Annotated in this window: 4 protein-coding genes; 1 reads left to right on the forward strand and 3 read right to left on the reverse strand. The window is 70.9% G+C overall.

All coding sequences use genetic code 11. From position 1 onward, the window contains the following. Positions 1-23: 23 nt before the first annotated feature. Positions 24-671 carry a YbhB/YbcL family Raf kinase inhibitor-like protein gene (locus I596_RS18270; RefSeq protein WP_083965829.1) on the forward strand — a complete coding sequence of 216 codons (648 nt, stop codon included), beginning with the start codon at positions 24-26 and terminating at the stop codon, positions 669-671. A 4,524-nt stretch (positions 672-5,195) separates the two neighbouring features. On the opposite strand, the gene I596_RS17200 is transcribed toward I596_RS18270, so the two are convergent. The 3 genes from I596_RS17200 to I596_RS17210 form a co-directional block, all read right to left on the reverse strand. Beyond that, a complete protein-coding gene (locus tag I596_RS17200) occupies positions 5,196-10,193 on the reverse strand; it encodes a carboxypeptidase regulatory-like domain-containing protein (RefSeq protein WP_067650774.1) in 4,998 nt (1,665 codons plus the stop codon). A gap of 120 nt (positions 10,194-10,313) precedes the next feature. Beyond that, positions 10,314-12,725, reverse strand: a complete 2,412-nt coding sequence (locus I596_RS17205; protein WP_067650777.1) for a winged helix-turn-helix domain-containing protein — start codon at positions 12,723-12,725, stop codon at positions 10,314-10,316. Between the two features lie 46 nt (positions 12,726-12,771). After that, complete coding sequence (locus I596_RS17210) at positions 12,772-13,560, reverse strand: undecaprenyl-diphosphate phosphatase (RefSeq protein ID WP_067650778.1); 789 nt, start codon at positions 13,558-13,560, stop codon at positions 12,772-12,774. Positions 13,561-13,757 lie beyond the last annotated feature (197 nt).

The raw sequence follows: 13,757 nt of genomic DNA on the forward strand, positions 1-13,757 counted from the left end.
CACCGCAACCGAGGCTGGAAACCATGCAGATCCGCAGCAACGACATCCAACCGATGCAACCGATTCCCGCGTCGTTCGCGTTCGGCAAGCCGGGCCCCGCCGGCGAGCCGTGCGTGCTGTCGGACAACCGCAACCCGCACCTGGCCTGGAGCGACGTGCCCGAAGCGACCCGCTCCTTCGTCCTGGCCTGCATCGACACCGACGTGCCGACCGTGGGCGACGACGTCAACCAGGCCGGCCGCGAAGTGCCCGCCGACCTGCCACGCACCGAATTCACGCACTGGCTGATGGCCAACATCCCGGTGGACTTTCGCGAGCTGGGTGCCGGCAGTTGTTCCGACGGCGTGGTCGCGCGCGGCAAGCGCGAGCCATTCGGCCCGCCCGGATCGCGGCAGGGCCTCAATGACTACACCGGCTGGTTCGCCGGCGACGCCGACATGGCCGGCGACTACCTCGGCTACGACGGCCCCTGCCCGCCGTGGAACGATGCGCTGGTGCACCACTACCATTTCCGTGTCTATGCGCTGGACGTGCCGGCCCTCGACCTGCCCGAGCGCTTCACGCTCGCCGACGTCCGCCGCGCGATGGCCGGACACGTGCTCGCCGAGGCGGCCCTGACCGGCACGTATACGCTGAATCCAAGCCTGCGTAATGACGTCACCGGCAGGTGACGGCCCAGGTACACGTAGTTCACCCGGCCCGATCCGTTCGCCCGGATCTCGCTCAGCAGCTGGCCGCCCTGGCTGTACATCTGCAGCTTCGCCACCCCGCCCGGCGGCGTGATCGCCACCCGGCGGCCGTTGCCGTCGTACCCGTGCGTCGTCGTCCCCGGCGAGGCCCCGCCCGTCCCCGGCCACGGCACCGTCACCGCTGTCATCCGGTTCGCCTTGTCGAACGTGAACGTCCGCGCATGGTTGTTCGCCGGCGTCACCGGGTCCACCACGCTGCGCGAGGTCATGTTGCCCCGCGTGTCATAGGCATAGTCCACGTACGACAGCGGCGGCGCCGCGTTGGTGATCTTCGTCAGCTGCTGCTGCGCGTTGTAGTGGTACGTGAAGTTCCGCAGCCCCGTCACGTTGGTCTGGAGGTTGTCCAGCATGTCGTAGCTGAAGGTCACGCCCCGCGCGCTCAGGTCGCTCAGCGTGCTCAGGTCGTTGAAGTGACCCACGATCAGCCGGTCCCGACTGTCGTAGTCCATCGTCCGGCTCAGGTTCGGGCCCAGTACCGCGTTCGGGGCCGAAGTCTCGTCGGTGATCGTCTTGACGTTCCCGTTCTCATCGTACGTGTAGGTGTCGTCGATCACGCCCGTATCCGTGCTCCATCCCGGCAGGCCCCGCGCGTTCTGCAGCGTCTCGTGCTGGATCCCGTTCGCATAGGCGAACCGGTACAGCCCCCCATTGGGGTGGTACTTGATCTGCGTGGCGTACCCGCTCACATACGTCGGCTCGCCCAGTGCATTGGGCGCGTAGTTCACCAGCGAATCGTCCGGGTACTTCAGCTGCTTCACGCTGCCGTTCGTGTCGTGCTGGTAGGTGAAGGGGTAGTTCGTCCCGCCGTACGTCAGTGTCTCGCTCTCCAGCAGTCGGCGCGTGTTGTAGCCGTACGTCCAGGTCGCACCGCCGGAGGTCACCGTCTTGAGCTTGCCGTCCTGCGTCCAGCTCTGCGTCGTTCCCTGCGTCACCCCATCGGCATAGGTCGTGCTCTGCAGCCGGTTGCGTGCGTCATAGGTCATCGTCGCCCGCTGCGCCGCCACTGCGCCGCCGCAGGCCAGCCCACCGCTCTGGCCGGTCGCACGCCACGTCACGTTGTCGGCCAGGTCGTATCCCAGCAGCGTCGCCCCGCTCTCCGGCTCCACCGTCTTGCACAGCCGCTGGTAGGTGTCGTAGTCATAGCTGCGCTCGGCCACCGGCGCCGCACCGCTCGGGCCGCTCTGCTTCAGCGTCAGCGGCTTGCCCAGCACGTCGCGGGTGTAGGTGATCTCACCGCCATCGGCCAGCACCACCTTCATCGGCGCGTCCTCCACCGGCTCGTCGAACGCCTGGTAGGAGGTCACCGTCGTCTTCAGCCGCGGGTTGAGCACCTGCTTGCGGAACCCGCTCAGGTACGTCACCACCGTCTCCAGCGGGCCCAGCTCGCTGTCGGCCAGCGTCGTCTTCACCTGGCCCAGCGCATCGTAGGTCGTCTTCGTCCCACCCGGCAGCGTCAACGGCGTGATCGACGTGATCAGCCGCTGCGGGTAGGACTGGTAGGTCACCCGCCCCTCGCCGTCGTACCGGGTCAGCGTCATCCGCCGCGTTTCGTCCTCAGTGGCCGTGCTGAGCGCGTCGTATCGCTTGGTCAGCGCCGGCCGCCACAGCGCGTCGTAGTACGTCAAGGTGCGGGCGTTGCCTTGGCTGGTCGTCTGCAGCCAGTGCGAGGCCCCCATCTCGCTCGTCGACACCCACTGGTAGCCGATCACCAGCGGGTTCCAGCCCGTCCCCGGGTAGTCCACCTGCTTCAGGCGCCCCAGCTGGTCGTACTGGTAGCCGGTCGTCAGCGACGTGAATTCCGGCGCGGCGGCCTGCTGCACCGTCCGGATCTCGCCGGTGTCGTTGATGCTTGCGTTCAACCAGTCACCATTGCCGTAGGTGATGCTGGTCGGCACGCCGCGGTGGTAGGGGCCGTAGCTGGTCGTGTAGCTCGTGAAGCTCGCCCCGCGGGCATCCATGCTCTTGGACAGCGTCCCGTTCGCATACCACTGGTAGCTGCGGTGCAGCTTGCCGTAGCGGCTGTGCGTGAGCAGGTTCGCCGTCGTCGCATCGTAGGTGTTCACCACCGGATACCAGGTCTGGCTGCCGAACTGCACCATCACGCTCGCCACCTGGCCCAACACCCACTTGCTCGTGTTGTCGTGGTACGCCGTCGTCTCCGCCTTGCTCCCCAGCGAACTGGACTTGCCCACACCCAGCGGCCGGCCGCGCGCATCGAAACTGCCCACCGTCCAGCTGAACGTCACGCCATCCTGTGTCGTCGAGCGACCCGACTCCGGGAACAGCCGCTCACCCATGAACGCATCGCCGCGCTGCTGGATGCTCGTCCCCAGCGGCAACGGCCACGGCGGGCTCGCCGGGGCCGCATAGGTCGTCGTCACCGTCCGCTGCGCCGTCGAACCGTTCCAGCCGAACTCCGTCTTCAGCAGTTGCCCTTCGTTGACCTTCGACCGGATCCCGAACGTGTAGCGGGTCTGGTATCCCTGCGGGTCGACCACCCGCACCGTCTTGGTCGTCGGCGAGGATGCCGTGCATACCGGCGTGCCGACCGAACCGGCCGTCGCCGGGTCCCAGCAGTAGCTGCTGGTGCTCAGGCTCTCGTTGTAGACGTAGTCCCAGGTGTAGCCGGGCAGGCCCGGGCCGCTCAGCTGCTTCTTCGTCAACGACCACTCGCCGAACTGCCGCGGCTGCATCGGCCAGGAGCCAGGCACGTCGGGCGGCAAGCCGGTGGGCGGGGTGCAGTGGAAATCCACCCAGGTGCGGCCGTGCTCCAGCCGATCCAGCGTGAACGTGCCCGTCGTGCCGCCCGGATGCGTCATCGAGCCGGTCAGCTCGCCCACGCCCGGCTGCGCATAGGTGCATTTCGATGCCAGCGGCTCGGTTGGCAGCTGGAACATGAATTGCGCCAGGTTGAACGTCCACGCGCCCAGGCCGCCCGGCAGGTTCACGTACTTGAGCCCCGAAAAGCCCTGGTCGGCCGACACCTGGGTCTGGTACTGGTAGGTCCAGGTCCGCGCCAGCTCGCCGCCCCCCGGTTGCGCCGTCACCGTCTGGACCTCGTGGCTCGTGGACGGAGTGGCCGGGTACGTGAACGTCAACAACCGCCCGTCACTGCCTTCGATCCGCAGCAGCCGCCAGCCATCCCAGACATAGCTCACCGTATTGCCGTACCGGTCCGTCACCAAGGTCGGCACGATCCACACCTCGATCCGGTGCAGCACCCCGTTCACACCCCGGCTCGGCAGCGCCTCGCCCCGGCTCTCCCCCGCCGGCCGCGCGACCAGGCCGCCGCCACCCGCCATCGACGACGCCTCGCGCTGGATGCGATGGTCCAACCGGTAGGTCGTCCCGTCCGGCGTCAGCAGCTCGAAGCCTTCGTTCGCGCCGCTGCCGATGCAGCGGATCATCCCGCCCGCCTTCGTCGTCAGCGTGTAGCTGCTGCTGTTGGCATTGCTCGGCGGCGCATTGCCCGGCGCCCGCTTCAGGATCTCCTGGTCGCCACTGCCCGGCAGGTAGATGAAGTTGCCCTGCCAGTACGCCTCGGCCTCCACTTGGTAGGCAGTACCGCCCGGTGCCGCACCGACAGCGGCCGCCGGCGGCACACCGAAACTCGAACAGCGGCCGCCGCCGCCGTCCACCGCCCAGCCGATGTCCGTCGCGAACACCCCGTGTGCGCGCGGCACCTCCAGGTCCCAGTCCGCGAAGTGGCCCTTCGGCTGCTGGTTCTGGCCGATCCGGTAGCGCCGCCCCACCGACACCGGCAGCGCGCTGTTGCCCGGAATGCTCACATCCGTCTGCACGAACTCCACGCTGCCCGTGTACAGGCTCACCTGGTCACCGAACAGGTCCGGACCCAAGGTCCCCGCCGTCTCGCTGCCGCGCAGCAGCTTCCCCTGCTCGTCGTAGATCGACACTTCACCGGCTTGTCCCTGCACCAGGCCCGGCGCCAGCGCCAGCAGCCCGGCCAGGACCGGCGCGGTCAACGAGCGATCAACTCGATGCGAGGAAGGAGAGAAACCCACGGCGCGCAGCGCGCGGTGCAGCACGGACATGCAAAGCTCCTTTGCAGGCCCCGAACCCGAACCCCTTCGGCAATCGAGCGAGCGCCTTGCACGCTCCCTCACGCGTCCACGGAAAGCCGATCCGATGCCCGACGTCTACGCCGGGGCGACCCCCTGTGGGCTTCCCTGCGACGTGCATCGAACTTAACCCGAACTGTGCAGTTTTAAAAGCATGCCGGTGTGACACTTCATTACATGCGCTGCGAAGCGACGGCCTTTGCTTCGATGACGCCGTGCGCTAAACGTGTTGCGCTCGATTGTTGAGACCACACTCTTCCCCAAATCCATGCCACCTTTCCGCATCTCAGCGAAGAGCGAAAAAGCCCGGCGGACCAGCCGCCGGGCTTGATGTACCGCTGCCGCGATCAGGCGGCGGCCGCGAGGATCACTCGAAGCCGTTGGCGAAGATCGCGTCCACCGCGACGTTCATCGTGACCGGCATGACGACCGGCCGTCCGGCTCCGGTGGCGAGGCAGACAGCGCCACGGTGCGCGCCCAGCGGCAGGCTGCCGGCTGCGAACGTCGCCGACAGCGCTGCGCTGCCGTCACCTGGGATGCTGCCGCTGGCCGGTGCCACGCCGAGCCAGGGCGCCGGCGTGGCGCCGGGGCCGCAGGGGTCGCTGCCCAGCACGTCCAGCTCGATCAGGAAACTGATCCAGCCGAACCCGGCTTCCGGCAGCGCCAGCGGCTCGGGTGCGCCGCAGCCGCTCGCCGCCCAATAGCTCGGCGTGCGATCACCCTGGAAGTTGCCGCCCGGGTACACGCTGGTCGCGGTGGCTGCGCCGCTGGCGACGTAGAGTTCGGCGACCAGCACGGTGGTGGGCGCCACCACCACCGGCGTGGCGAACGTGGCCCGGTAGCGCTGCAACGGCGTGTCCGTCACGGTGGCGACGGCCTCGCCGAGCAAGGTCAGGTTGGCCAGTTGCATCGGTCCGTTCAACGCGTGCACGCGCACCCTCACCGGTTGCGAGCCGGTCGGCGAAGTCGCCGAGTCGATCGCGAAGCTGACGCCGCTGATCTGCCGGATCGAGCCGCTGGCCGGCAGCTCGGCCGGTTCGAAGATGCGGAAGTAGCGGTTCTCCAGCGAGTAGCCGCTGGCCGTCATGATGCAGCCGAAGCTCGCGTTCTCCTCCGGGTCCGGGCTGTGGGTCTGCGCCACGGAGATCGGCACCAGGGCGTTCGGGTCGCCGCCCGCCCGTGCCTGCCAGGTGCCGGCGACGGGGCCGCCGTTGAGCAGGTCGAACGGCCGCGCGAGCGTCTGGCCCGGCTGCACGAATGCGGTCATCGATCCGGGATCGGGCATCAGGCACGGCGCCAGCAGGCGCAGGTCGAAGTCGGCCGGCGTGACCGTTCCTGCGGTCAGCGCGGCCGGCAGCGTCCGCGGCACGTGGTCGGCCGCCTCGACGCTGACCTGCAACGGTCCCTGCGTCGCCGGGAACCAGTAGCGATAGCTGCCGTCGGCGCCCGTCGTCGTCGTGACCGTGCCGGCGGTGCTCTGGATGCGCACGGTGGCACCGGCGATCGGTGCCGGCGACAGGTCGCAGGCGCCCATGCCGCGGACGATGCCGCCCACCGCGCCGTAGCTGGGCGGCGCGGTGACCGTCATCACCGCCTCGACCTCGCCGAACGGCCAGGCGTACGGCGTGTCCTCGGCAACGCGCACCGGCACCGGATAGACGCCGGGTTGTTCGAGCGCACGAGCGTCGAAGCCGACCGTGATCGAGTGGCTCTCGCCGGCGGCCAGGCTGCCGTGGTCGGGCGTCATCGTCGCCAGGCCGCTCTTGGAAATCGAGTTGAACAGGTGCGCCTGGTCGACCATGATCCAGCCCCACGGCGGCAGCGCGGTGTAGTGGAAGCGCACCTGCACCGCCGGGTGGCCGGCGAAGGCGGACAGGTCCAGTTCCAGCAGGTACGGCTCCCCGTCCACACCGACGTCGGTGAGCTGGCTGTGCACGGTCGTCCAGGTGGCGCCACCATCGGTGGAGGCGTCCACGTCCAGGCGCGGCCAGCTGTCGGCGCCGACCAGCAGCGACACGAAGAAGCCCATCGACGCGGTGGCGCTCGACGACAGGTCGATCGGCGGCGACACCAGCGAGGTGTCGACCGGACCGTCGTCGCGGCAGTCGTCCCACAGGTCCATGCCGGCCGGCAGGCCGTTGCCGCCGGCGTAGTTGGGCAGGCGCGCGGGCCGGCCCCAGGTGCAGCCACTACCGTGGTTGACGACGGTCCAGCCGGCCGGCGGGAAGGCGTCCTCGAAATGTTCCTCGACGGCGACACCCTCGAAGCCGTAGGCCAGCGGCCAGGCGCCGGTGTTGGTCACCGTCATCGTGGTGCTGCCGACGGTGCCGAGCTCGATGCTCGCCGAGGGCTTGTCCGGATACAGGCGCAAGCGGCCGGCCGGCAGGCCGAGGTCGCGGCGGACGGTACCCGACGGCGCCGCGGCCGGTACCTGGATGTCGCCGTAGCCGGCGCCGACGGTCGGCCCGGGCGCGGCGAGAAGCTGGCTCGCGCCCGCCGGTGCGTGCACCGCGTAGAAGCCGGCGCCGACGGCCGGATCCGGGTTGGTGCGCGTGGTCACCGGGCTGCCGCTGTCGACGCGCACCTGCGCGCCGTCGAGCGGCGCCCCGGTATTGGCGTCGCGGACCTGGCCGATCACCAGCGCTCCCTGGGCCGGCGCGGTGCAGCCGGTGCGGATGGCGACGTCGTCGATCGCCCAGCCGGGACCGCGCAGGTCGTACTCGTCGGTGCCGAGGTCGTCCGAATGGAAACGGATCAGTACCGACGGCGCGATCACCGGCGAGAGGTCGATCGCTTCCTCGGTCCAGCCAGCCGCGAACGTCGTGCTCTGCGGGATGCCCAGACGCACCCAGGTCGCACCGCCGTCGGTACTGGCCTCGACCCGTGCCGGCTCGCCCTGGCTGTATTCGTCCTGCACGAAGGTGTGGAAGCTGCGGTAGCGCAGCGCCGGACGATCCAGGCCGCTCAGGTTGACCACCGGCATCACCAGGTAGTCGTAGCGACCGTTGTTCGCCCACCCGCTGTCGGGCCCGAGTTCGTCGTTGGCGCCGGCGAAGCGGCCGTGGTCGGGGATCACGAAATTGAGACTGGACAGCTCCGCCTGCGTGCCGAACTGCCAGCCCAGGCCCAGGCTGCTGCGCGTCCAGCCGGGGGGCAGCGCGCCGCCTTCGAAGTCCTGCGTCATCGCGGTGCCGGTATAGGCGTAGCCCGGCGCCTTGCAGGCGGCGGCGTCGGCGGCCAGCCCGAGGTTCTCGGTGCGGCCGGTCGTCACCTGGCCGATCAAGCGCGACTGGCTGCGATAGCCGTCGATCGCCGGCATCACGTCCAGGCGGTAGCTCACGCCCTCGGCGAGGCGCACGGAGTACGTGCCAGTGGAGGGGTCGGTCCAGATCGGCGCCAGCGGGGCGCCGACCACGGTGACGCGCGCGTGCAGCGGCCAGCCGGTCGTGGCATCGGTGACGATGCCGGACACCTTGTGGAACGGCGCGGCCGACAGCCTGACGTCGACGCGGACATTCTGACCGGTCGTGACGACGATGCCCGACTCGGTGTACGGCAGGTAGCCGTAGGCCGACACGCGCAGACCGTAGGTAAGGCTGGACCCGGCCGGCAGGCGCCGTGCGAAGCGGCCGGAGGCGTCGGTGGTGGTCTGGTGGACCGGCGTGGCGGCGGCATCCAGGAAGGCCACGGTCGCGCCGCCGACCGGCGTACCGGACGCATCGGTCACGGTGCCGCCGACGAAGCCGGTCGGACCGCAGGCATCGGCGGCGGCGCTGACCGCCGCCGCGGCGTCGATCTCGCCCCAGCCGGTCGCGTAGTTGGGCACGTTGCCGGGACCCGGCGACGGCGTACCGGCCGAGTCGTAGGCGATCGGCCGCGCCGTCTGCATGATCAGCCCGCCGATCGCCGCGTAGTCACCGGCCAGGCAGTTGCCGGCATCGAGCATCAGCGCGACCAGGCCGGTGACGTGCGGCGTCGACATCGAGGTGCCGGTCATCGTGCCGTAGGCATGCTCGTCGTCGATCACCGCCGAGCGGATCCCGACGCCGGGCGCGACGACCTGCGGCTTGAGCTGCGGGAAGCCACGCGGGTCCGGATAGGCCGGCGTGCCCGGGCTGGGATCGGCGGTCGGTCCCCACAGCGAATGGACGGCATAGGTGCCGTCGTGGTTGCCGGTGGAGCCGATCGCGAACGCCGTGCCGAGCGAGGCCGGACTCGAGACCGTCGACAGCCCGGCCGGCTCCGGCAGGCCGCAGCTGAAGGCGTTGCCGGCGGCGAAGGCGGGAAAGATGCCCGCCGCGACCCAGGCCTCGACCATGTCGGCATAGAACGAGGACGCCGTCCCGTCGCAGTTGCCCTCCGACCAGGAGTTGTTGACGACCTGCGGCCGCCGGTCCGGATCGGCGCCGCTGCCGTCGCGCCGGTGCGGTGCCAGCATGAACTGGCCGCAGCGCAACAGCATGACCGCCGGGTCGCCCTCCATCGGGAAGCCGTCGCAGGCGATCCAGCGCGCGTCGGGCGCCATGCCGATGCGCTCGCGCGCGGCGGCGGCGTGGTTGTCGCCGAGGATCGTCCCGAGCACGTGCGTGGCGTGCGGTTCGATGCCGGCGTACGGCTCGGGCGTCAGGCCCAGCCAGTTGTAGTCGTGCTCGAAGCTGCCGTTGCCGAGGTTGCCGCGGTATTGCGACACGACCGCCTCGTGCTGGTAGAAGACGCCGCCGTCGATGAGGCCCACGGTGACGCCCGAACCGGTCGTGCCCTGTGCCCAGACCTGCTCGGCACCGACCCAGGCGATGTTCTCGCCGATGCCTTCGCCACCGCGCGCGGCGGCGGACACCGGCGGCTGCGCCGGTTCGATCAGGCGCGCCGACGGCAGGCCGCGGATCCGCTCGACCTGGCCCAGGGCCGCCGCGGCCTGCAGGGCGGCGAGGTCGCCGTCGCGCACGACCATGACGTTCTTGATCCAGAAGGACTCGACCGTGGCGCCGCGCGCAGCCAGCGATGCGCGCAGCGGCGCCTGGCTGCGCTCGGCCGCGCCGCGCAGCTGCTCGTAGACGTAGTGGCCGCGCTGCTGCCAGCCCATGCCGGCGGCGGCGGACAGGTCCGCCTTCTCCTTGAACTCGACGACGAAGCTGCGCGGCGTACCCGCCTGCAGGCCACGCAGGAGGGCCGGGTCGACCTGGGCGCCGCCGGGCGAGGGCTGCGCCGATCGCGACGGCCGGCTGATGGTGGCGCCGGCGGGTGCCTCGACGGCGGCCGCCGTGACCGCCGCGGCGGCCATGGCGACGGTCGCCAGGGCGGTCAGCCCCCGCACGCGCCAGGAATGGCCCGTGCCAGGTCGGCCGGGCGGACTGCTGTTCTTCATGGATGATCCTCGCAGGGGCCACGACGGCCCGAGTAGCCGCTCCGACGGTGCCACAGCGAATGAGACGCCAGCATTCGCCGGCCCTTCGTGCGTCCTTAGCTGGGCCTTACGCCGTGCAGGTCAGGCGCCTGACGGCGCGCCTGACACGATCCGGTCCTGCGGCGAAGGCGCCCGCAGCAGCTCGGCCGGCACCACCCGCTCGCCGGCCAGCGTGCGTGCCCGTGCCAGTGCATTGCGCCAGCCGGTGAGGTTGCCCAGGGCGTGCTGGAGCCGCAGCTGCAGCAGCGCGGCCTCGTAGTCGCGGCCGGCCCAGCCGGCCGTGCGACCGGCCAGGACACCGGCCCGCGCCAGATCGCCCTCCCGGATCAGCCACGGCAGGTAGGCGTCCGCGATTTCGATCAGCTCGGCCGGCACGCGCCGCGTCTCCGCCAGCGCCAGCGCCTGTTCGTAGGCCGTGCGGGCCTGCGCCGGCGGTGCCAGTGCGCCTTCGGCCAGCGCGAGCTGGATGCGGATGCCGCCGTCGGTACGGTCCGCTACCCAGTCGCGCAGCGCGGCCAGCGTGGCCTGCGCTTCGGCCGGCGCGTCCACCTGCTGGCGCGCGACCGCCAGGATCCGCCACGTGCGTGCATAGTCGAGCGGCCCCTCGTTCGACCAGTCCACCTGCAGCGCGCGCGCGGCCTCCGCGGCGGCGCGCGCGGCATCGCCCTGCGCCAGCGCGGCACGCGCCACCATCGCCGCCGCCAGTGCGCCCATCACGCCGTCGCCGGCCGCCGCCGCGTCGGTACTCAGGGCCTCGGCCATCACCTGGCCCGCCCGCAGGCGCCCATTGGCGTTCTGCACGAGCAGGCGTACCAGGCTCGCGTAGCGCCGCAGCGCCGGCGACGGTTCGTTCTGGATCAGCTCGCGCAGGCGTTCGTCGCCGGCCAGCGCCGCGGCCGGATCGAGCAGCTCCAGGCGCGCCCGCGCCAGCGCCACGCGCGCGTAGAGTTCGTTGGTGAAATCGCCGAAGGCGGTCAGCCGGTCGGCAGCGGCCGTCAGCACCGGCAGCGCTTCGGCATAGCGGTTGCGGCGCGCGTCCAGGATGCCGATGTTGACCTCCACGCGGGTCAGGCCGAAGCGATCGCCGACGCTCTCCAGGACGATGCGGGCGCGTGCGAAATCCTCCATCGCCGCGTCGAAGTCGCCCTGCGTGCTGCGCGCGATCGCGCGGCCGGTCAGCGCGCGGCCCAGCTCCGCCGACGGCGGCTGGCCGGCGAGCAGGCCGATCGCCTGGTCCGACAGCGCCTCCAGCTCGGCCGGCTGGCCACGGCGCAGATGGACGTTGCCGAGGCCCGACAACACGCGTGCCCGCAACAGCGGCGCATCGTCGGCCGAGAGGCTGCCGAGCAGCGCCTCATAGCCGGCCTGGGCCGCAGCCAGGTCGCCGTCGCGGAAATCGACCGCCGCGTGGCGGAAGCGCACCTCCGGCAAGGTCCGGTGGTCCGGATCGAGGCCGTCCAGCAGGCGTCGCGCCACGCCGGTCTGGTCGGCCAGCAGGGCGGCATCGACCTGGCGCAGCAGCAACGCCAGCGCCGGATCGCCGGGCAGCGGATCGTCGCTGCCCGGCGACCAGCCGAGCGCGGCCTCGAGCTGGTCGGAGGCCAGCCGCGCGGCGTCGAGTACGTCGCTGGCCTGGCCTTCGACGAGGATTTCGTTGTCGGTGCCGAGAATCGTCCGCAGCGCCACGCGCCAGCGCCCCTCGGCCAGCACCGCCTCGCCGGCGATCAGCAGCGACGCGCCGGCCACGCGGCCCAGGTCCGCCGCGGCCGGGCTGCCGCGCGTCCACGGTCCGCGGTCGCGGGTCAGCGCCACGACGTTGTCGCTCGGCAGGACCGGCCTGCCGGTCAGGCGCAGCCGCTCGGCGACCAGGTCCATGACGCCGAGCCGCACCCAGCCGAAGGCCCCTTCGGCCCGCACCTCGACCGGCAGCACCAGCGCCGCCGGTGCCGCCGACGCGACCGCGGTGTCCGCAGGCCGGCGCCCGTGCAGCCAGGCGGCCGCCACTGCCGCGAGCACCAGTGCCGCGAGCACGGCGACGGCGCCCGGCCAGCGGCGAACGCGTGCCTGCCGTGCCGGAACGGCGACGGCCGCGGCGGCGGGCTCCGCGGCCGCGAGGGGCGGCGCTTCCGGCAGCGCCGGCGACGGCATGGCCACGGGCGACGCCCCCGGCGCGGCCACCTCTTCGGTCGGCGCCACCCAGCTGAAGCCGAAGCGCGGCATCGTCAGGATGAAACGGCGCTGCTCGGCGGTATCGCCGAGCGCGCGCCGCGCCCGCAGCATGACCTGGTCGAGCAGGTTGTCGGTCACGTCGGCCTTGCCCCAGACCGCCGCGATCAGCTCGTCGCGGCCGACCGCGCGGTCGCGGTGCTCGACCAGGTAGGCGATGCAGTCGAACACCTTGGGCGGAATGACCAGGCGCTCGCCGCCCTGCCACAGCTCGCGCCGCGCGGCATCGAGGCGAAAGTCTTCGAAGCGGAACAGGCGTGTCGTCATCGAACGTGGCGCCGCAAGGACCGGCCAGGCCGGCCCTCGGACGCATTCATCCCCCAGGCACCGCGACCAGCAGCAGGATGCCGAATACGATGCGATAGATCGCGAACGGCCGGTAGCTGTGGCTGCCGATGTAGCCGAGCAACCACTTGACGGCGATGAAGCCCGTGATCGTCGCACTCGCGAACGCCAGGCCCAGCGCCGCCCAGTCCTCCTGCCCCGGCCCTTCCGCCAGCTTCTTGAGGATCTGGTAGCCGCTGGCCGCGTACATCGTCGGGATGCCGACCAGGAACGCGAACTCGGTCGCCGCCGGCCGGTGGTTGGCACCGGCGAGCATCGCCGTGAAGATCGTCGCCGCCGAGCGCGAGGTCCCCGGGAAGATCGCCGCGACGATCTGCGCCAGCCCGACCAGGATCGCCACCTTCCAGGTGATCGTGGTGCTCGCCGGCCGGCCGGCGGTGTACCGCTCGGCCGCCAGGATCCAGAAGCCGCCGAGAATCAGCGCGATCGCGATCGGCATGACGCGGTCCGGCAGCGTGAAGCCCAGCCGCGTGACGATGAAGCCGAGCACGGCCGTGATCGCGAACGCCGTGCCGAGCTTGAACAGGTAGTCGCGGTTGGCCGGATCGCGCCAGCCGGTGGCCAGCTGCCAGAGGCGCCGCCGGTAGATCAGCGTCACGGCCAGGATCGCGCCGGCCTGGATCACGATGTTGAACGTGTCCGAGCGCGCGCCGAGCCAGTGCTGGGCGATCAGCAGGTGGCCGGTGCTGGAGATGGGCAGGAACTCGGTGACACCTTCGACGATGCCGAGCAGGATGACGTCGATCAGATCGGGCATGGCAGGGGAGCCGGAACAGCGAGACCGGCAAGGATAGGCGAGAACCCCGCGCTGTCGTGAATGGATGCGATAATCGCAGCCGCTTCCGCCGTTTGCACAACGGCGGTGCCGTAGCCACCGCACATTGCACCAACGAGGTGCTTTTTTGTCGGCTGCTTAACGACGAGATCGCACAAGCCCCTGATCGACCGACCTCC

It is taken from the genome of Dokdonella koreensis DS-123 (assembly GCF_001632775.1).
Classification (GTDB): domain Bacteria; phylum Pseudomonadota; class Gammaproteobacteria; order Xanthomonadales; family Rhodanobacteraceae; genus Dokdonella; species Dokdonella koreensis.